We start from the raw sequence: 20,358 nt of genomic DNA on the forward strand, positions 1-20,358 counted from the left end.
CCCCCAAACCCACACGGCCCACCAACACATCCCCACCACTCACGAAGTCCACGGCCACACTCCCACAGGCCATGCCGCCCCTGCGCACGGAACGGAGCTGAGTGGCCACGACGCCCCAGGCAGCGGCACCGCCGGTGCCGTGCGGCAGCATGCGTCTAAGGGAGGAACGACCGAGCATGCCGAGCATGGCACCGGCGGTGCCACACACGCCGAGCACCCGCACTCTGATCACATGGCCCACGGCCCAGCAGCGTCGACGCTCCGCCCGCGCCTGATCGTCGCCGCCTTCCTCACCATTCCCGTGTTCGCAATCTCCATGATTCCCGCCCTCCAGTTCGCCAACTGGGGATGGGTCGCCGGCGCCCTCGCCTTGCCGGTGGTGAGCTGGGCGGCTTGGCCCTTCCACCGGGCGGCGGCCATCAATGCCCGGCACTTCGCCTCCACCATGGACACTCTGGTCTCCATCGGCGTTATTGCTGCGTACCTCTACTCGGCATGGCAATTGTTCGCCGATCCCCGCATGACCGAGCATCCCGGCATGGAAAACATGTCCGGCGGGGGCCTCTACTTCGAGGTCGCAGCCGTCGTCACAACCTTCCTGCTTCTTGGCCGCTACCTTGAAGCGAATGCCAAGGCCAAAGCAGGCAATGCGCTCAAGGCACTGCTGAATCTTGGCGCCAAGGACGCAACCATCCTGGTGGACGGCGTTGAGCAGAAGATCCCTGCCGATCAACTCCTTGTGGACGACGTCATTGTTGTCCGCCCTGGCGAGAAAATCGCCACTGACGGCGTGGTCGCTGACGGTTCATCCGCCGTCGACGCCTCACTGGTCACGGGCGAATCGGTGCCGGTGGAGGTTGGGCCGGGCAGCTTGGTGACGGGCGCTACCATCAACACTTCCGGCCGGCTGCTGGTCCGCGCCACGCGCGTGGGCTCGGATACCACCCTCGCTCAGATGGGCCGGATGGTCAGTCAGGCGCAGACGGGCAAGGCGCCCATTGCACGGCTCGCGGACAGGATCAGCGCTGTCTTCGTACCCATTGTGCTGGTCATCGCCGTGGTGACGTTCGTTCTGTGGCTCTTCTTCTCGGGCGACCTCAACGCCGCCTTCACGGCAGCTGTAGCCGTCCTGGTGATTGCCTGCCCCTGCGCCCTGGGCCTGGCCACTCCGGTGGGGCTGCTGACGGGGACGGGCCGAGGCGCTCAACTGGGCATCCTCATCAAAGGACCGCAGGTTCTTGAGGACACCCGCCACGTGGACACCATCCTGCTGGACAAGACGGGCACCGTCACCAGTGGAAAGCTCGCCGTGGACCACACCCTGGGCTTGAACGGCTACGCACCGGCAACCATCCTGACCCTGGCCGGGGCGGTTGAATCAGCCTCCGAGCATCCCATCGCGCATGCCATAGCGGCCGCAGCTCAGGACCCCATGCCCGACGCCGGGACCCTCCCGGGTGTTGACGGCTTCAGTTCCGCCCCGGGCGGCGGCGTGAGGGGGACCGTTTCACTTGACGGAGGCTCCAAGACCGTAGTTGTCGGACGTTCCGGCTGGCTCGAGGAGAACGGCATCCCGCTCGATGCGACCCAACGGGAAACACTGGCGGCAGAGGAAAACGGTGGCGCCACAGCCATCTGGGTTGCCGTGGACGGCGAGGCTGCAGGGATCGTCAGCCTGCGCGACACCATCAAGCCCGGCTCAGCAGAAGCAATCCAGAAGCTGAAGGACCTGGGAATCCGCCCCATCTTGCTGACCGGTGATAATGCCGCAGTAGCCGCCCAAGTGGCTGCCGCCGTCGGAATTTCACCCGAAGATGTGTTCGCCGGCGTCCTGCCGGAGGGGAAAGTTGAGGCGGTTCGGAAGCTTCAGGCTTCCGGTGCCACGGTCGCCATGGCTGGTGACGGCGTGAACGATGCCGCAGCCTTGGCCCAGTCGGACCTAGGTATAGCAATGGGGTCGGGAACTGACGTTGCCATCGAGGCCTCGGACCTGACGGTCATGGGCAGTGATCTTGGCCAGCTGGTGCAGGCGATTGAGTTGTCGCGCAAGACCCTGTCCACCATCAAGACCAACCTCTTCTGGGCATTCTTCTACAACGCGATTGGCATCCCCGTGGCAGCACTTGGATTCCTGAATCCGATGATCGCCGGCGCAGCTATGGCGGCCAGCTCCGTGCTGGTGGTTGCCAACTCGCTGAGGTTGCGCTCGTTCGGGAAGTAGACCTGGCTGGTGTAGTTGCAGGTGTTCCGGGCCGCGGAACACCTGCAACTGCTGTCTGCTGTGAGGGCTGAGGCTAAGCAGCCCCGAACCGTACCGCAGCCCGGGCCTTGGCTTTGGCGGCTTCCTCGTCACGATTCTTCGCCGGGGCATGGCTCACCAAGGAGTCAAGGAGATGCTGCGTAATATGCGCGATCTCGTGGACGGCCTCCGCGAAGGCTTCCTCGTTGGCCTTGGAGGGCTTGGTGGATCCGCTGATTTTCCTTACGTATTGCAGGGCAGCGGCCTCCACTTCGGCGCTCGTGGCGTGCGGTTCGAAGTTATGCAGGGTCCTGATATTGCGGCACATAACCCCATGCTAACTATGGGCAGTGCTACATGGGGAGGGGTGCCCATCGACGCTTTTTGGATTCCCGGGATAGGTTTTAGTTATTGGATCTTCCGGATGAGCCGGAGGCCGCTGGGGATGCCGAAGAGCTCGGGTCCGAAAAATGAAGGAGAATCTCATGGCTATTTGGGGTGCAGATGTTGATCAGCTTCGTCAGCTCGGTAACAAGCTGAAGGCCGGTGCTGAGAACATTGAGCAGCAGCGTTCACAGCTCAAGGGCGCACTTGATGGCACCGACTGGAAGGGCCCGGACGCTGACAAGTTCCGCGGCGAGTGGGACAGCCAGCACGCTTCGAACCTGAAGAAGGTTGCCGACGCTCTTCGCGAAGCCGGCGATCGCGCTCAGAAGAACGCTGAGCAGCAGCAGCAGGCCTCCAACTAAGACAGTTGGGAAAACCCCGGACGCACCAGCGTCCGGGGTTTTCGCCGTTAATCGCCCTTGTTGTGAGGCCCACTCTGCGCCCTGTTCCCCACATTTAGGACGCAGAGTGGGCCTCACAAACGCGTTACCCGCGCCGCGCTTTGGTGACCCGCCCCGTAGGGACGGGTTCAACGTCATTCGGGTGATCCAATACGCGGGCAGATTCCTGGGTGGCCAGGGTCGCCCTGCGATCCCCACGCAACTCATCGACGCGAACCAGAACCACGCCTCCCACAATCAGGAGACCGCCCAATAGTTGAATGGGCCCCGGGAGTTCACCCAAGAGCAACCAGGCCCAGATCACGGCGAAAAGCACTTCGGTCAGGGACACGAAGGACGCCACCTTGGACCCCAGACTGCGGGCAGCCATGATGCCGGTAACGTAGGCGAGCACTGTGGCCAGGATGATGAGCCCGACGGCGGAGACCCACCACGGTGTGGTCCACGGCCCGAGTGTTGTGTCTGCGGTGCTGAACGTCATGGGTAGCAGCCCCAACAGGCCAACCAGCCACATGACCAGCGCTCCCACAAGCAGACCCCCCGAAGCGAGCACCAGCGGGGGAAGGGTGTCGTTCTCCTTAGCGGTGATAAAGAAGTAGATCACCAGGCAGACGGCGGCGGCCATGCCCCAAAGAACACCAACGAAGTCCACCTTCACGGCGCCCGTCAGATCAAGCACCAGAACCAGGCCGCCCAAAGACAACAGTGCGCCGGTCGCAGTGAGAGCACGGGGTCGGCGCCTGCTGGCAATCCAGAGCCACAGCACAATCATCACCGGCGCCAGATACTCGAGAAGCAGGGCGACGCCCACGGACAATCGGGCCACGGCGTTGAAGTAGAAAAGCTGGCAACCGGCTACTCCAATAAGCCCGAACAAGAGGATAGTGAGCCAGTTGTCCTTGAGTTGGTGCCAGCGGCCGCGCAGAACCACGACGGCGGGAATCACCAAGATCAGCGCGGCACCGGTGAGGCGCACGGCCACAGCGGCCCCGGGTGACCACCCGGTCTCAAGCATCGACTTGGCAAAGGAGCCGGACGTACCAAAAACAGCGGAGGAAAAGAGCGCGATGCCGAGTCCTGATGCCAGGAAACTCTTTGCATCAGCCTTCGTCGTTGGAGCTGACACAGCAGCCTCCTGTCAGGAGTAAAGTTGGCTTATGGTCATGACAGTACTCCCGAAGCATGTAAGGAGTCAAAGTGCTTTTTGCGCCTGACACCGAGGTAGCCCTCCGAAGCGTTGTCAATCTCATCAACACTGCCGCCAATGGCGAGGAAACGCTGGCCTCCATACACGACCTCGACTCATTCCTGGACGCCGAAGAGTTCACAGGCTCACGGGTCAATACGCCAGCGGAATTGAACAGCATCAAGCGTCTACGCAGCGAGCTGGCAGCGTTGTGGAGTGCCGATGAGGACACGGCGGCAAAGTCCGTCAACAAGTTGCTCGCCGACGCGAAGGCACTCCCGCAACTCGTCAAACATGACCACTGGGACTGGCACCTGCACGCCACAACCCCGGAAGCACCTCTGGCAGACCGGATGGGCACCGAGGCCGCCATGGCCATTATTGATGTCATCCGAAGCGGGGAAATGGACCGCATGCGCGTGTGCGCGGCGGAGGACTGCGACGCGGCTGTTCTGGATCTGAGCCGCAACCGCTCCAAGCTTTACTGCGACACCGGCAACTGCGCCAACCGTGCCCACGTCGCGGCATATCGGGCAAGGAAGGCCGCCGAGGGCGAGTAATACCGGCATAGCGACAGCATGGGGGAACCGGATAATCGTCGATCCGAGGACCCGCCGACCGTGGGGCAGCCCTCCCCGCGAGCGCTATGAAAATGCAGGCATGACGCCGATCGGTCAACCGGCGCCGGCGGCATCCGCGCCACCTTTGATGCATTGCGCTGATGGCCATGATGGTGGCCTGCCAGTCAGCGCGTCGCTGCCGCTGCGGTGGACGCGCGAGCCCGGCTCTTAGTCCTTTTTTGCCACCGCAATGGTACTTTCGTACGGCATTTTCTAAATGTGACCAGCGTCACATTTAGAATCGCATCACGATTTCCTATCTGGCTGCACTTACCCCTCAGTAACGGACAAAAGAGCAACCCTCCCGAGGTGGGTTGTTTCGCCAGAGCATTAGGAAAAGGGACTCCATGCGGCAGAAGTTTGAGCACAATCGTGCCCACGATCAAAGAGGGCGGGGTGAGGGCAAGGGCAGATCCTTTATGGCTCTTCTGGCCTGCGTGCTTCTCGCCGTCATGGGAATCACGGCCTATGGAGTGGTCAACGCTCCCACCCCCGGAATTGCACTGCCCGGCTCCCCTGGCGTAACCCAGCCTGGCACGTTGATCTACAGCGAAGACTTCTCCAACATCAGCGCGGCCACTGCACCCATCCCTTTGACTTCATACACCGGCGGTGCAGCAGCGCAGAACGAGCAATACACCGCTGACCCCGCTTGGCTTCCAGGCTATGGCGCCTGCAACGGTTGGATCTTGCGGCAAAGCACTCCCCTCCCGGCCGACGGAGGCAACATCGTCAACAACGATCAATGCAACCGGAACAACGCCATCAGCTTTCTCCGTGACATGGCTTTCGTCATGGGGAAGTACCAGGGTATGACGGACGCCCAGGCCGCTCAGAACCAGATTCTCAGCGAATACACCAATACCGTCAGCGGCGTCCAACCTGCTGGTTTGCAGCTCCAAACCACCAAGAACAGCATCCCAACCATCGCAGGCCACTACTACGCGATATCGGGAATCTTCGGTGAAACGAACTGCTTCTCCAACCACGCCCTCCAGGAATTCTCCATCCTCATCAACGGGGTGCCTACCGTGGTCGGTTCAAACCTGGACCCATGCGCAGATCCCAGCCGGCAGGTCATCAACTACGGCAACACCAACTACAGTGTGGCAAAGCTCCAGTCGGGAGCAATCCAGGTCCCGCTGACCGGCACCACCCCCACGCTCGGTGTCCGGGTGAGGAATCTGCAGGCCACGGGCACCGGAAACGACGTCGGATTCGACCTCCCGCAGCTGGTGGATGTTACGCCGCAGCTGGATAAGTCCTTCAGCCCCACCAGCATTTTTCAGGGCCAGAGCAGCACTTTGACCTACACCGTCACCAATACCAGTGACCTGATGGCCAAGAATGGCTGGCATTTCGTTGACACCCTGCCCACCGGCCTCACTGCAGTCGGCCCGCTCGGAGGCACATGTGTCCGCACCGCGGGCACTGTTTCAGGCCGGACCGTGGACGTCACTGGAAACCTCGCACAGGGCAGTGCCTCGTGCACTATTACGGTAACCGTTACCAGCAACACCCCTGGCGTTTACAACAACTCCGGGTGCGTGGCCAACGACGGCACGGCGATTCCGAACTGCACCAACAACTTCCCCACCATCACAGGGCTTTACTCTCCCGGAACGGCCACATTGACCGTCCGGCCGGTGGTGGACCTGTCCATCACCAAGAGCGCAAACATCACGGCATACATCCCGGGTCAGCCGATCACTTACACGGTTGTAGTCCACAACAACGGGCCCAGTGATGCCGTCAATGCAGTATTCACCGATCCCCTGCCTGCATCCATCACCGGAGCCACATGGACCTGTGCCGTCACGGTTGCGGGAACCTCCAATCTTCCCCCAGCCGGACCCACCGCCTGTAACGCTCCCAGCGGCACCGGGAGCATCTCCGGCACCGTAAGAATCAATGTTGGCGGAACCCTGACGTACACCGTCAAGGGCACGGTAGCGACGGGCACCACCGGAAACATCACCAACACGGCCACCATTGCACCCGCAGCCCAAACGGCCGTTCCCAACATGCCAGGCGGTGGACCGATTCCGGTTCCCGGATCAACAACCATGGTTCCCACTGTGGATGTGGCCTGCCCGCCTTTGCCCGGGGTTGGATGTTCCGCTTCGGTAACCACGCCTGTGGATCCCCAGTGGACCATCGCCAAGACCGCAACAGTTGACGGCGCATCCTCGAACACCCAATGGGTGAAACCCGGCGACACCATCACGTACACCGTGACCGCCACCAGCAACCGTGGCCAGATCAATAACGTAGTCCTCACGGACAACCTCGCCGATGTCTTGGATCAGGGCACGTTCGTTTCCGGATCCGCAGTGCTGACCATCGGCACCGCCGCGCCGGTCGCCGTCGCAAATCCCGTAGCCCCCTCCACCACGCTGACCACCCAGCCGTTCACACTTCCGGCGGGCCAAACTGCAGTGCTCAGCTACAAGGTCACCGTCAAGGCAGACGCATGGAGCGCCCAACTGGTCAACGTCGCTACGGGCGCCGGCAGCGTCACACCCATCCGCTGCGCAACCAGCACCACTCCTGTGGCCCCGGAATGCACCACAACGCACATGACACCGGCCAAGATCCTCATCGAAAAGCTCGGAGAATCCTCCGGCGAAGAGTGGGTTCCGATGGCTGGCTCTACCTGGGCCATCCACAATGACGCGGCCGGAGCTCCCGGGGCAGTCAATACCAGCTTCACGGTGGCTCCCATCCCGTCCCAAACCGGCCAATTCCAGCTGGAGGGCATTCAGCCGGGCGTGTACTGGCTCGAAGAGACCACGGCTCCGGATGGCTTCAACCTGCTGGCCGAAGCCGTGCAGTTCACCGTGGCTCCCAATGGTGCCGTCACGCTTGGCCAGGGAAGCGGCGGTGGAGTGGTGACCGCTAGCGATACGGACGGCAATGGAATCTTCCTGGTCACCGTCCGCGATGTGCCTGCGCTGAAGATGCCCGAATCCGGAGGCATCGGCTGGTGGCCGTTCGCGGCAGCGGGAGCATCACTGCTCTTGGTCGCCATGGTCCTCACCGCGAGCAATGCCCGGCGCACCCGAAACCACCCGTAAACGTCGTTCCCCGACCTGCAGCAAAAGCGGCAGGCATCAACCCCAGAAAATGTTCACTCCCGAGCATCGCATCATCACCCATGAAAGAGGAAAACAGTGAGTAATCAAAGCTCCCGGCGCCTTTGGAAGGCCGCCGCCACCACAATTGCCGGAGCGGTTTTGGCAATGTCCTTCTCCGCCGCACCGGCTTCAGCCGCTCCGTTGGTCGACGGAGACCAGATCGGTTCCATCACCGTTCACAAGTTCGAACGCCCGGACACGCCCACCGGCCTGCCCAACAACGGCACGGCCGTGGACACCACAGGACTGACCGCCCTTGCTGGCATCGAGTTCACCATTCAGCAGGTCAACACCATCGACCTCGCCACGAATGCCGGCTGGGACGCAGCCCATAACCTGAGCAGCGTCTTCTCCCCCGCCGATCCCGCAGGATCCATCACAGGTGCAGGGTTCACCTTGGGTACCGGCACCGCTCAGGTCACCGACGCCGCGGGCACCGCATCGTTCGGCAACCTCCCCGTTGGCCTGTACTTGGTCACGGAAACCAACTACCCGGCAGGCGTCACCCCGTCAGCTCCATTCCTGGTTTCTGTGCCCTTGACGGATCCGGACAACAACGACAACTGGATCTACGACGTCCACGTGTACCCCAAGAACTCCATTACGGGTGCAGAGAAGATCGTCACGGACGCACCTGACGTCAAGCTCGGCGATCAGATTGACTTCACCATCACCGGTGACATCCCGAACGAAGCAGTCATCGACGGCTATAAGATCGTGGACCAGCTGGATGAGAAGCTGACCTACCTCGGCGCCTCCGCCACCTTGGTTGACGGCACGGTCATCACCGAAGGCACGCACTACACGGTTGAATTCGACGCCGCCAACAACACGGTCTCCATCATCTTCACCCCTGCAGGCCTTGCAGTGCTGGCTGCCAACAACGACACCAAAGTACAGGTTGTTGTCAACACCGCCGTCAACACCATCGGCGAGATCGAGAACGACGCCATGGTTTACCCGAACCTGGGCAGCTTCACCACCGTTCCCGGCCAGCCCGGCGGTCCCATCGTCACTCCCCCGGTTGTGACCAAGTGGGGCGAAATGACCCTCCTGAAGACTAACGAGAACGGCGCTGCACTTGCCGGCGCTTCCTTCTCCGTCTACGCCAACCAGGCTGATGCTCTGGCCGGAACCAACGCCATTGTCCTGAACGGTCAGAGCACCTTTACGGTTGCTGCCGATGGAACCCTCACCATCTCTGGCCTGCGTTACTCCGACTGGGCCAACGGCGCTGCGGTAGCACCGGGCTCCCCCGAATTCCGCACGTACTACCTGGTGGAAACCACCGCACCGGAAGGCTACGAGTTGCTCGCAGAGCCGATCTCCTTCCTGATCAACTCCACCAGCACCACGGTGGGTGTCGACCTCACGGTCAAGAACATCCCGTCCAACGGTGGCTTCGAGCTGCCGCTCACCGGTGGCGTGGGAACCGGCCTGCTGTACGCAGCGGGTGCGCTCCTGGTAGTCGGCGCCGGACTCCTGCTGGTCCGTTCACGCCGCAGCACCAACAGCTAGTCCCTGCCCACCTGCAAAGGTTCGCAGTCTAGATACCAAAGCGGGGAAGAACGCCAAACACGCGCTCTTCCCCGCTTTGCTACCCCAGAGCACAAATCCCCCAGGACTCTCATGTCAAAGCACCAAGACTCCAAGCTGCCGTCCCAGCGAAGTTTCCGCGCCGGATGGAGCGCTCAGCGCATCATCATCGTTGTCGTCGCAATTCTGGGGGTGGGAGTGATGCTGTACCCCACCGCCGCTGCATGGTTCTCCGACAGGGTTCATGCCACCGAGATCAGCGGCTACGTGGACAGCGTGGAAAACCTCTCCCCATCCGCCCAAAAGACACTTTTGGATGAGGCCCGGCAGTTCAACAAGGAGCTGCCATCCGGCCCGCTTCGCGATCCGTACTCCTTGAACGAGCAAGGTGAGAAAACCGTGATCGGAGCCGGCTCGGAAGCCTACAAGAAAATACTCGACGTCGGCCCCGGCGGCATGATGGGACGCATCAGCATCCCCTCCATCCACTCGGACTTGCCCATCTTCCACGGCACCGATGATGAAACGCTCTCCAAAGGCGCCGGCCACCTGTTCGGCTCCGGCCTGCCAGTTGGCGGAACGGGAACCCACAGCGTCCTGACCGCCCACTCCGGCTTCGTCAACGCCACTCTCTTCGATGACCTGGACCAAGTTCGCGAGGGTGACGTCTTCTCGGTAACAGTGCTCGGTGAGACTTTCTATTACAAAGTGAACCAGATCAAAACGGTCCTTCCGGAGGAAACGGACGATCTCCGCAAGGTCCAGGACAAGGACTATGTCACCCTGGTGACCTGCACGCCCACAGGGGTCAACAGCCACAGGCTTTTGGTGCGTGGCGAGCGCGTTGACGCTCCAGCTGCAGGTTCTTCCCAAATACTGCCCAGCCAAGCTTTGGACCCGGGATTTCCTTGGTGGGCCCTTGCCCTCGTTGGCACCGCGGTCCTGATGGTAGTGGTCACTCGTCCCCGCAAAATCCGGCCCGACCCAACAGAGCCGGACCCGGCCAGCGAAGAGGATCTGACCGACTCGCTCCTCCGCTGAACCGCATTCCCGGCTGATTCACGTTTTCCACTGCCGTGCCGCCTTGGAAATCCTGGACAGGGCATCGCACAGGCCGGGACTCAGCCGGCCCACAAAAAAGCGCTCCCCCACCCAAGGTGAGGAAGCGCCCGAAAGGTCAGTGGCCGGCGTCGGGCGTTTCCGGCCCCTCGTTCGGAGCACCGGGGCCGCCGTGGCTTGGACGCTTGGAACTGAGGTTGACGCCGGAACCCTTGCCGAGGTGGTCGGCGTTTTCCTTGTGGCTCATGGACAGCATGGCCGCTACCACGAGGCTCACAATGAACGCGATGCCCGCGCCTGTGAAGGCGAGATCGAACCGCGGGGCTTTTGCACTGCCACCGGACGCGAAGATCAGCACGGCAACAAAGGCCAGCACTGCAAAGAACGCGGAGAACATGAGGGGTCCCTTGACCGAGGTCCGCATCTTGCGCGGTTCTCCTGGTGTCTGGTCTGCCACGGTCATTCCTCCAATGATGGCGGTTGGTCTCCGCCGGTCAGCAAAAGTTCTACAGCGAGTAGAACGTCCAGTTACTAGTTTACGGCCTCGGGCGAAGCGCCGGGAGCAGCAGCCTGGGCTGGCCCGCCGGCAGCGGTCTTGGCCTCATGCCGCAGCGTCAGTCCGGACAGTATCCACAGCACGCCGGAAATGATGGCCCCACCGCCGGCCACACCCAACAGCGCATGCGCACCCAGGGACGTGAAGAACGGCAGCAGCACGGCAGTGCCCACGGATATGACACCTGAAATGAGCCAGTCGCGCGCCAATGCATCCCGTTTGCGGAGGCCATGGACCAACTCAAGGAGGCCCAGCACCAGCAGCGCGAACATGGCCGAGACCGCAACGCCCTCATCAGATTGCGTGACCAAGGCGGCGATACCTCCGAGCGCAACAACCGCCGAAACAGCAACTGGCAGTGCGCGGGACATCCATACAGCCGCTGCGGTCGCGAGCAGATACAAGCCCACGGCCCACGCCAGAACGTGCACGGACGGAGCCGCCCAGAAGATGGTGATCGCGCCGAACACCAGGGCAACCGTGGCGCGGATCAGCACGGGTTTCCAGAGACCGGCCACTGTGGCAGAAGGAGTCTGGGCAGGAGTCGCTGGGAGAGTCACCCGTCCAGTTTAGTGCGAACCCAGCACCATCCATCGATCCGTCCGTGCGCGCAGTCCCAAAGTCACCCCGCGGGCCAGCATGTAGCCGAGCGCAAACGCAGCCCACAACCAAAGCAGCCCCGCCTCGCCGTCGGGCCTGAGCTGATGGATCGCCACCAGCAGCGGCAAATAGACAGCGAGATTCACGACGCCGGCAATCGCCAAATAGCGCGCGTCGCCGGCGCCTATGAGGACTCCGTCCAGGACGAAGACGTACCCTGCCAACGGTTGCCCCACCGCGAGGACCCACAGGGCGACGGTGAGGGCGGACCGGACGCCGGAATCGGAGGTGAAGAGGTATCCGGCCCACGGTGCCGCAATGGCCAGGAGCACGCCGGTGATCACGCCGAACCCGAGCCCCCAACGGATCATGGTGCGGGTCAGTTCACGGACGCGTTGGGCGTTCCTGGCGCCCAGTTCCTTCCCGATCAGGGCCTGCGCGGCGATCGCCAGTGCGTCCAGGGCAAAGGCGAGGAAGGAGAAGATGGTCATGGCCAACTGGTGTGCCGCCAGGTTCACGGCACCCTGAGCAGTCACCACCAGGACAGTTGCGAGGATGGCCAAGCGGAGGCTCAGCGTCCGCAGCATGAGCCACGAACCCACCTTGGTCATGGCTCGGATACCGTGCCAGTCGGGCTTGAGGGAGACCCCGTGATGCCGTGCGTTCCGGCTCACCATCACCAAGTAGACGGCCGCCATGGCCCATTGTGCGATGCTCGTGCCGATCGCGGAGCCGGTTACGGACATGTTCAACCCGTAGACGAAAAACAGGTTGAGGACGATGTTGACGGCAAATCCAGCAGTTGCCACCACCAGCGGGGTCCGGGTGTCCTGCAACCCCCTGAGGACGCCGGTACCGGCGAAAATGAGGAGCATCGCGGCCAAGCCCGGCATGGACCATCTCAGGTAATCGACGGCGAACTGCCGAACGTCTCCCGTGGCCCCCATGAAGCCAACCAAGGGTTCGGCCGCCACGAAACCAACCACGGCGAGCGCCAATCCGAGCAGCAGTGCCAGCCACACGCCGTCGCGCCCTACCGCCAAAGCTTTCCCCACTTTGCCGTCGCCGATCGCCCGGGCCACCGCCGGCGTCGTCGAATACGCCAGGAAAACCATGAGCCCCACCGCGGTGTGCAGAATGGTGGATGCGAGGCCGACACCTGCCAGTTGGTTAACGCCCAGGTGCCCCACGATGGCGGAGTCGGCCAGCAGGAACAGCGGCTCGGCAATGAGCGCACCGAAGGCAGGGACGGCCAGGCGGAGGATCTCGCGGGCGTTGGAGCGGGTGGGTGTGATTGTGGTTTGAGGCACTAAACAAGCCTAGTCCGCTGGTGGCCCGGTACATTTGGGCCGTGTCACATGAGCATCCCGTCACCGTTTCTGTAGCCCGCACTATCCTTCCCGGCTATACCCGGCAAGCCAATGCCTGGGCCCATGCCGGCCAGGAGCTCGCCCGCGAATGGCCCGGATATCTGGGGTCGGGCTGGGTGCGCAACGGGGTGGACTCCACTGAATGGCACATGCTTTACCGTTTCGCCGACGCCGATTCGCTGCAGGAATGGGAAGACTCCGAGGAGCGCCGCTGGTGGATCGATAGCGCCAGGGGCATGATGGAGACCACGCGGGTGGAGCGGCACACGGGGATTGAAGGCTGGTTCTCGCGGCCCGGAGATGTCTCGGTGGTGGTCCCCGAAACGGTGGTGCCGCCTCGCTGGAAACAAGCCATCAGCATTTTCCTGCCGTTTTTCCCGCTGAGTCTGTTGGCTAATTTCCTGTTGCATCCGTTGACTCAGAACTGGCCGCTGGTGTTCGCGGTCCTGGTGAACATCGTGATCCTTACGCCGTTGATGACGTACATCTTCCTGCCCATCACCACCCGGCTGCTGCAGCCGTGGCTTCAGGCGAAGCCGCGAAGCAAGCGGCGAACCCGGGATTCTTAGCTGGGAATTTGGTCATAAAAGTCCTCAATTAGTTGACACTTCAACTTATTTCCGGAATGGTTGAAGCTATGAACAAGTCCAGCTTGACCACCACAGCCCTGACCATCCTGCGCGTCGTCGCAGGATTTCTCTTCGCCGCGCACGGTTGGCAGAAGTTCAACGAATTCACCATTGCCGGCACGCAGGCATCGTTCGCCCAAATGGGCGTGCCCGGCGCCTCGGCAGTAGCCCCGATTGTTGCAACACTCGAGCTGGTGGGCGGCATCGCGCTGATCATCGGTTTCCTCACCCGCGTCTTCGCCGCCCTCCTGGCCGTCAACATGCTCGGCGCCCTTTTCTTGGTGCACGCCCCGGCCGGCATTTTCGTCGGCAACGGCGGGTACGAACTTGTCCTGCTCTTCGCCGGCGCCGCGTTGGCCCTGGCACTGGCCGGCGCGGGCAGGATCTCAGCCGACGCCGCCCTGTTTGGTCGCTCCGGCTCCAAGCTTCGCGTCTTGGCGTAGGCGGCACCGACTCACCGCCCCACCGACGCTCTCTCATATACCAGCCCCTAAACGCCGACGGTCTCTCACTTCCTTCAGGAAAGTGAGAGACCGTTGGCGTTTAAGCATCGGGATGTGAGAGAGGATCGGCCTCAAGGGCTAGGGGCGTGAGCGGGGGTCCTAGCCCGTCACGCCCGTGAGTTCGTTCGGCACGTGCTCCAACTGAGCAGACTTCTTCACCTTTCCGGTCTTCAGGTCCACCGCGTGGATGGTACTGGCGGCTGGTTCGGTGACAAATGCCGTAGAGCCTTGAACGAACAGCGTGGGACGCGGGTCCTGCCAGGTTGCCGACTCCTCCCACGGGGCGACGACGGGAATGCTGGACGTGACGGCGCCGGAGATCGGATCGATCACCCGCAGGCCACCGTCAGTACCGAGTACCAGCGCCTCACCTGCCGGTCCGCGGCCCAGTGAACGGAAGGAATAGCTGGTACCGATGTCCACCAACTGCATCGTGGCGGTTTGGGTGTTGACCAGCGAGATCCGGGTAGGCCGCTCCGGCTTTGCTGACTTGTCTACCTTGTAGTCGCCCAGGATCACTGGGGACTTTTCGGAGCCCGCCTGGTTTCCGAGCCGACCGTACGCATCCGGGCTTGCCACCTTCTTAATGGCGCCATCCTTGTAGATCAACATCCCGTTTTCGCATCCCACCACCACGGCTTCACCCGCGGCAACAGCTTCACCATGAACACCTGGGCAGTCCTCGTTACGCACAATTTCAGTGCGTTCCTGGCCTTTGCCGGCGGAGAGCACCGCAATTCCGGGGCGGCTTTCCTCGTTGCCCAGGGTCACCAGCAGCTTGCCGTCTTCAAGCTCCACGGCCACGCCGTGATGCGGCTCGGGCGTGGTGTAGACGTCGGTCGAAGGCAGTTTTCCGTCTTCCGCGGCAGCGGCCAGAGCAGAGGTCTCAAAGCTCTCCACCTTGCCGGAGCCGTCGTTGAACAGCACAGTCTTGCCTCCGTGCAGCACCACGTGGCCAGCCTTGTCAGCCGCGAACGCCAACTCAGTCAGCTTGGGCTCAGCTATGTAGTGGTGGCTGTGATCGCCGTGCGGTTCGGTCCAAGCGCCCGCGTCGAAGAGCCGGAAGGCATCGCCGGTGGATACGAAAACGTGCCGGCCGTCACCGGCCGGATTCAGCCGGTTGAAACCGGACATTTCCGCACTTCCCACGGCTTCAAGGGAGGTTGCATCGAGAACTGAAATGCCGGCGTCGTGGGTGTAAACCAGACGAGGAGTCGGGGCGCCAGCCTCCTGTGAACTCGGCTCCGAACTGCCCGAGGGTGCTGCAGTGACTGCATTACCGCCTGAGGCGACGGGGCTTGCGCAGGCGGCTAAAAGCAGGGCTGAGAGCCCGACGACGGCAATCGGCACCGGGCGCCACTGGCGACTGCGAGGGGTCGGGGCAGGGGTCATGGGGGTTGAGTGATGAGGCATGGTTAAATGATATTGATTCTCATTTAGTCCGCAAATTGTGGATTGGGCCGCCCCGTCACAATTGACGTTTAAGAACACAAAGAAACAAATTCTCCCGTCAATTCCTTGACTGACTCTTTTGTGGGCTGGTAAACATATCCCCACCGGGCAAGCGTTTTCCGAACCCCTCCACCGCATCCTCAGTCGATGGCCTCGCGCCAAACACCAGGGAAGACGCCTTGCCGGTTAATGAAACGATACAAAGTCCGACAGCGTGGTTGGTACACACCCCCATGCGTCATCAAAGGAGATGTTCGTGAAACACCCCCCTCAACGCGCGGCCAGGACGGGCACCGCAGCCCTGACTGCCACCGTCGCCTCAGTGGCACTGGCCTTCACCGGCCTTCCTGCGGCTCACGCCCAGACGTCACTCCCCCCGGCCGGAAGCGGCTTCGCGTTCGACTTCGGCCCTGGCGTCGTGGCGGACGGGTACACGCAAGTGAACGCAGGCAGCGCCTACACCGCCGCCACGAAGTTCGGTTTCACGGACACAGCAGTCACCTCCGGGACTGACAGGGGCACACCGGATGCCCTGCGGAGCGACTTCGTCCAAGCTCAGGGCAGCTCCTTTCAGGTGGACCTACCCAATGGCGACTACACCGTAAAGCTCATTGCCGGCGACGCAACGGAAGCCACCAACATCGCCATCACGGCCGAGAAAATGGCCAAAGTCCAAGCCACCGACAAGCCGGCCGGTCAGTTCCTGGAGATGGAATTCCCCATCTCACTCGTGGACGGCCAGCTCAATCTGGACATCACCGGAACCGCCGCTAAAATCAACTCGCTGGTCATCTCGGCCCGCGCGCCCCGCACGGCGACAACGGAGCCCGGCGTCTACCTGGCCGGCGACTCCACCGTGCAGACGTATGATCCCGGCTACGCGCCACAGGCGGGTTGGGGCCAGATGATCGACCGCTACCTCGACGACAAGGTTGCGGTCTACAACCACGCGATCGGCGGCCGCAGCTCCAAGAACTTCATCAGCCAGGGCCGGCTGGACGAGATCCTCCGCGTCATCAACCCCGGCGATTACCTCATGGTCCAGTTCGGCCACAACGACGCAACCATCGGCGTCGACGACCGCTACGCATCGCCCGCCGACTACAAGGAATACCTGCGCACTTACGTCAACGGTGCCCGCCAACGCGGCGCCACCCCCATCCTGGTGACCCCGGTGGGGCGCCGGGACTTCGACGCCGCCACCGGTAAATTCCGCGTCAGCTTCCCGGAGTACGTGGACAAGATGAAGGAACTCGCGGCCGAAGAGAACGTGGCCCTGGTGGATCTGTCCGCCCTCAGCCGCGGCTACTACGATGCAATCGGACCCGAAGAAGCCAAATCGGTCTTCCTCCACGTCGACGCCGGCGTGTACCCCGGACGCCCGAGCGGCACCGCTGACGACACCCACTTCCAGGAATACGGCGCCATCCAGATCGCCCGCCTCCTCGCCGGCGGCATGAAGCAGCTCAACGTTCCGCTGGCATCGCGCGTCCAGGAGGTCACGCCGCCGTCGAGCGTTCCTGCCAAGCCGCAAGGCCTGGTGGCCGGCAGTGTCTCCAACGCCGGAGCGTTGCTCAAGTGGCAGCAGGTGGAGGGGGCGGACATCTATAAGATCTACCGCAAGCTGGCCGCTGAACCGGACACCGCGTACAAGCTAGCCACCACGTCCACCATCCCCACCACCAACCTCAATGGCCTCGCAGAAGGCACCGCATATGACGTGCGCGTGGCGGCGATGAACGGCAAGGGCCTGTCCGAGTACAGCGATACGTTGGCGGTGACCACCAAGCAAGCCACGTACAAGTTCGACTTCGGACCTGTCGGCGCCCCGGTGGAAGCTGGCTACACCGAAGTCAACCGCACCATGGCCTACTCCGCCGAGCGCGGTTACGGTTTCAAGGACATCACGGTCCTCAGCGACCGCGACCGCGGCGCAACCACCACCAACCTGCTCCGGGACTTCGTCCTCAGCGGCGCCAGCTTCGAATTTCAGCTGGACGTCCCCAACGGCACCTACGCCCTGAAGACGTACCACAGCGACTGGATCGGCTCCACGCGCACTGACATCGCTGTAGAAGGCAAGGGCTTCGGCACCGTCACCTCCGGCAAAGCCGCATCCGCCACCAAGGTCATCAACGAGGTCCTGGTAACGGACGGTCAACTCAACCTGAGCATCAGTGGATCCGGCCAGCGCCTCAACGGGCTCGAGGTGACCCCGCTCCTGGTGGGCCCAAGCAACCTCAAGACAACGTCCGTTGACGCAGCCGCCCAGCCGCCCGTCGTCGGACTTTCCTGGGACGCTGTTGGCGACGCCGCCAGCTACCGCGTCTTCCGTCAGGCACCCTTCGAGACGTCCGCGCAGCTGATCGCGGAAAACATTGCCGAACCGGCATATTCGGACGCTACCGCCACGGCAGGCCTGCCCTACAAGTACTACGTCACCGCCGTAGACCGCACAGGCCTGGAGTCCGTCCCGTCCAACACCTTGGACGTGCCCCTGATCAACCCCGCCACCGCAGCGCCCGCAGCACCTGAAAAACTGAAAACCAAGAAGGTGGAAAAGACCAGCGTCTCACTACAGTGGGGCGAAGTTAAGGGCTCGACGGCGTACCTCATCTACCGCTCCACGGCAGCTGACGGGGCCTTCACCTACGTAGGTAAAACCGACGACAAGAAGTTCACCGACACCACCGTCCTGACCACCATCAAGTACTACTACCGGGTCACGGCCCTGAACGCCGGGGGAGAATCGGCTCCGTCTGAAACCGTGGGCACCGAAGACGTGGTGGTCCTGAACCGCCAGATGGAGAAGCTGGACCGGGCACCTGTGGCGATTCCAACAGCAGAGGGAATCCGCATCGGCTGGCGCATGCTTGGCCTCGATGAGGACAAGATCGGCTTCAACGTCTTCCGCGACGGCAAAAAGATCACATCATCACCCATCACCAACAGCACCAGCTACCTGGACGCCGCCGGCACCGCGAACTCCAAGTACGTCATCAAGGTAGCCGGCGGCGGCAGCAGCGGCGAGAAGGAAACCACGGAGTTCAGCCCGCTGGCTCAGGACTACCTGGCCATCAAACTGGACAAGCCTGCCGACGACTACACCAAGGACGGGCAGCCGTACAGCTACTCGGCCGGCGACGCCACGGTTGCCGACGTCGACGGTGACGGCCGGTACGAGATCATCCAGATGTGGTCACCGTCCAACTCCAAGGACAACTCTCAGGCCGGGTACACGGGCACCGTTTACGTGGACGCCTACACCTTGGAAGGCACCAAACTCTGGCGCATCAACCTCGGGCAGAACATCCGCGCCGGGGCCCACTACACCCAGGTTCTGGCCTACGATTTCGACGGCGACGGCAAGGCTGAAGTGGCCATGAAGACCGCCGATGGAACCCGGGATGCCGCCGGTACCGTGATCGGCAATGCCAACGCCGACCATCGCAACAGCAGCGGCTATGTCCTCACCGGCCCGGAATTCCTGACGGTCTTCCATGGCCAGACAGGAACCATCATGGACACCGTGGCGTATGACCCGCCGCGCGGTGACGTTGGCGCCTGGGGTGACACGTACGGCAACCGCGTGGACCGTTTCCTCGGAGCCGTGGCCTACCTCGACGGCGAGCACCCGTCCATGATGTTCAGCCGCGGTTACTACACCCGCGCAGTCCTGGCCACCTATGACCTGGTGGGTGGCAAAATCGTGAAGCGCTGGGTGTTCGACTCCAACGTTTCCGGCGATCAGTACCGGAGCATGGGCAACCACAACTTATCCGTGGCTGATGTGGATGCCGACGGCAAGGACGAGTTCATCTTCGGCTCCATGACCATCGATGACAATGGCCAGCCGCTCTACACCACCGGCCTCGGTCATGGGGATGCCATTCACACCAGCGATCTGGATCCTTCCCGTCCGGGCCTGGAAACCTTCGCAGTCCATGAGGACATGGGATCGAGTGGAAATCTCGGCGCAACCTTCCGCGACTCCGCCACCGGGGAAGTGCTCTGGAGCATCCCGGCGGCAAGGGACACCGGCCGTGGGGCCTCGGGCGATATTGACCCGCGCTATCTGGGTGCTGAAGGGTGGGCCGTAGGCGGCGACGCTGCGTGGAACTCCCCGGTGGGCGAACTTCGCTCGGCCAAGGGTGAGCTGCTCTCCACCAACATCCCGGCAGCAAACTTCCTGGCGTGGTGGGACGGCGACCTGCTCCGCGAAATCGTGGACCACGACTGGGACGTTGCCAGCAACAGTGGGACACCGAGCATCAGCAAGTGGAACTGGAACACCCAAAGCAGCGATCGCCTGCTGACGGCCAACGGTGCCCTGACCAACAACAGCACCAAGGGGAACCCGGCTATACAAGCCGATCTGTTGGGCGACTGGCGGGAAGAAATTGCCTGGCGTTCCGCGGACAGCACGGAGCTCCGGATCTACACCACCACGTCCGGTACTGATGTTCGGCTCCGCACCCTGATGCACGATCCCGTGTACCGGCTCTCTGTCGCACGCGAGAACATCGCCTATAACCAGCCGCCACACGCGGGCTTCTATATCGGTGTGGGCATGGATGCACCGTCTATTCCGAATATTGCATATACGGGAAGCAAGTAGCCCCTCTGCCACGGCAAGCGCCGCCTCTGCACCTGTTGGTGCGGAGGCGGCGCTTCAGGTGGTGG

The 20,358-nt window shown here is 62.5% G+C and carries 15 protein-coding genes; 9 read left to right on the plus strand and 6 right to left on the minus strand.

Annotation, left to right across the window (positions count from 1 at the left end; genetic code table 11):
• A partial coding sequence (locus AR689_RS17115) for a heavy metal translocating P-type ATPase (protein ID WP_231745568.1) occupies positions 1-2,221 on the plus strand: 2,221 nt, incomplete at its 5' end.
• A 73-nt stretch (positions 2,222-2,294) separates the two neighbouring features.
• On the opposite strand, the gene AR689_RS17120 is transcribed toward AR689_RS17115, so the two are convergent.
• Positions 2,295-2,567 carry a DUF2277 domain-containing protein gene (locus AR689_RS17120; protein ID WP_024818746.1) on the minus strand — a complete coding sequence of 91 codons (273 nt, stop codon included), beginning with the start codon at positions 2,565-2,567 and terminating at the stop codon, positions 2,295-2,297.
• A gap of 157 nt (positions 2,568-2,724) precedes the next feature.
• Between AR689_RS17120 and AR689_RS17125 the strand changes: the two genes are divergently transcribed.
• Positions 2,725-2,988, plus strand: a complete 264-nt coding sequence (locus AR689_RS17125) for a WXG100 family type VII secretion target (RefSeq protein ID WP_011776688.1) — start codon at positions 2,725-2,727, stop codon at positions 2,986-2,988.
• A 124-nt stretch (positions 2,989-3,112) separates the two neighbouring features.
• On the opposite strand, the gene AR689_RS17130 is transcribed toward AR689_RS17125, so the two are convergent.
• The gene (locus tag AR689_RS17130; RefSeq protein ID WP_062072054.1) at positions 3,113-4,153 is read right to left on the minus strand and encodes an EamA family transporter; all 1,041 of its coding nucleotides are present in this window, start codon (positions 4,151-4,153) and stop codon (positions 3,113-3,115) included.
• A 71-nt stretch (positions 4,154-4,224) separates the two neighbouring features.
• Between AR689_RS17130 and AR689_RS17135 the strand changes: the two genes are divergently transcribed.
• From AR689_RS17135 to AR689_RS17150, 4 genes are all read left to right on the plus strand, one after another.
• The gene (locus AR689_RS17135) at positions 4,225-4,773 is read left to right on the plus strand and encodes a CGNR zinc finger domain-containing protein (protein ID WP_062072056.1); all 549 of its coding nucleotides are present in this window, start codon (positions 4,225-4,227) and stop codon (positions 4,771-4,773) included.
• A 479-nt stretch (positions 4,774-5,252) separates the two neighbouring features.
• A complete protein-coding gene (locus AR689_RS17140) occupies positions 5,253-7,910 on the plus strand; it encodes a DUF7933 domain-containing protein (RefSeq protein ID WP_062072058.1) in 2,658 nt (885 codons plus the stop codon).
• Positions 7,911-8,006: 96 nt separating this feature from the next.
• Positions 8,007-9,488, plus strand: coding sequence for a SpaH/EbpB family LPXTG-anchored major pilin (locus tag AR689_RS17145; RefSeq protein WP_156424629.1), 1,482 nt, complete (start codon positions 8,007-8,009; stop codon positions 9,486-9,488).
• A gap of 111 nt (positions 9,489-9,599) precedes the next feature.
• Positions 9,600-10,547 carry a class C sortase gene (locus AR689_RS17150; RefSeq protein WP_082698032.1) on the plus strand — a complete coding sequence of 316 codons (948 nt, stop codon included), beginning with the start codon at positions 9,600-9,602 and terminating at the stop codon, positions 10,545-10,547.
• A gap of 136 nt (positions 10,548-10,683) precedes the next feature.
• On the opposite strand, the gene AR689_RS17155 is transcribed toward AR689_RS17150, so the two are convergent.
• The 3 genes from AR689_RS17155 to AR689_RS17165 all read right to left on the minus strand — a co-directional run bounded on the left by AR689_RS17155 (position 10,684) and on the right by AR689_RS17165 (position 13,031).
• Positions 10,684-11,028 carry a hypothetical protein gene (locus tag AR689_RS17155; RefSeq protein ID WP_062072060.1) on the minus strand — a complete coding sequence of 115 codons (345 nt, stop codon included), beginning with the start codon at positions 11,026-11,028 and terminating at the stop codon, positions 10,684-10,686.
• Positions 11,029-11,096: 68 nt separating this feature from the next.
• Entirely contained in the window at positions 11,097-11,681 is a 585-nt protein-coding gene (locus AR689_RS17160) for a DUF308 domain-containing protein (RefSeq protein ID WP_231745569.1), read from the minus strand.
• Positions 11,682-11,690: 9 nt separating this feature from the next.
• The gene (locus AR689_RS17165; protein ID WP_062072064.1) at positions 11,691-13,031 is read right to left on the minus strand and encodes an MATE family efflux transporter; all 1,341 of its coding nucleotides are present in this window, start codon (positions 13,029-13,031) and stop codon (positions 11,691-11,693) included.
• Between the two features lie 41 nt (positions 13,032-13,072).
• Between AR689_RS17165 and AR689_RS17170 the strand changes: the two genes are divergently transcribed.
• Both AR689_RS17170 and AR689_RS17175 read left to right on the plus strand, forming a co-directional pair.
• Positions 13,073-13,660 carry an antibiotic biosynthesis monooxygenase gene (locus AR689_RS17170; protein WP_062073858.1) on the plus strand — a complete coding sequence of 196 codons (588 nt, stop codon included), beginning with the start codon at positions 13,073-13,075 and terminating at the stop codon, positions 13,658-13,660.
• Between the two features lie 68 nt (positions 13,661-13,728).
• A complete protein-coding gene (locus AR689_RS17175; protein WP_062072066.1) occupies positions 13,729-14,163 on the plus strand; it encodes a DoxX family protein in 435 nt (144 codons plus the stop codon).
• Between the two features lie 159 nt (positions 14,164-14,322).
• Here the strand turns inward: AR689_RS17175 and aztD are convergent, their stop codons facing one another.
• Entirely contained in the window at positions 14,323-15,636 is a 1,314-nt protein-coding gene (aztD, locus tag AR689_RS17180; protein ID WP_231745570.1) for a zinc metallochaperone AztD, read from the minus strand.
• Positions 15,637-15,931: 295 nt separating this feature from the next.
• Here aztD and AR689_RS23670 point away from each other — a divergent pair, with 295 nt between their 5' ends.
• Complete coding sequence (locus tag AR689_RS23670) at positions 15,932-20,293, plus strand: rhamnogalacturonan lyase family protein (RefSeq protein WP_286158884.1); 4,362 nt, start codon at positions 15,932-15,934, stop codon at positions 20,291-20,293.
• Positions 20,294-20,358 lie beyond the last annotated feature (65 nt).

The sequence above is a fragment of the Arthrobacter sp. EpRS71 genome (assembly GCF_001512285.1).
Classification (GTDB): Bacteria; Actinomycetota; Actinomycetes; order Actinomycetales; family Micrococcaceae; genus Arthrobacter.

What these genes read in the sequence shown, in the direction of transcription:
- AR689_RS17125 (WP_011776688.1), top strand. Translation starts at nt 2,725, where the DNA reads ATGGCTATTTGGGGTGCAGATGTTGATCAGCTTCGTCAGCTCGGTAAC.
- AR689_RS17140 (WP_062072058.1), top strand. Translation starts at nt 5,253, where the DNA reads ATGGCTCTTCTGGCCTGCGTGCTTCTCGCCGTCATGGGAATCACGGCC.
- AR689_RS17120 (WP_024818746.1), bottom strand. Translation starts at nt 2,567, where the DNA reads ATGTGCCGCAATATCAGGACCCTGCATAACTTCGAACCGCACGCCACG.
- AR689_RS17150 (WP_082698032.1), top strand. Translation starts at nt 9,600, where the DNA reads ATGTCAAAGCACCAAGACTCCAAGCTGCCGTCCCAGCGAAGTTTCCGC.
- AR689_RS17155 (WP_062072060.1), bottom strand. Translation starts at nt 11,028, where the DNA reads ATGACCGTGGCAGACCAGACACCAGGAGAACCGCGCAAGATGCGGACC.
- AR689_RS17175 (WP_062072066.1), top strand. Translation starts at nt 13,729, where the DNA reads ATGAACAAGTCCAGCTTGACCACCACAGCCCTGACCATCCTGCGCGTC.
- aztD (WP_231745570.1), bottom strand. Translation starts at nt 15,636, where the DNA reads ATGCCTCATCACTCAACCCCCATGACCCCTGCCCCGACCCCTCGCAGT.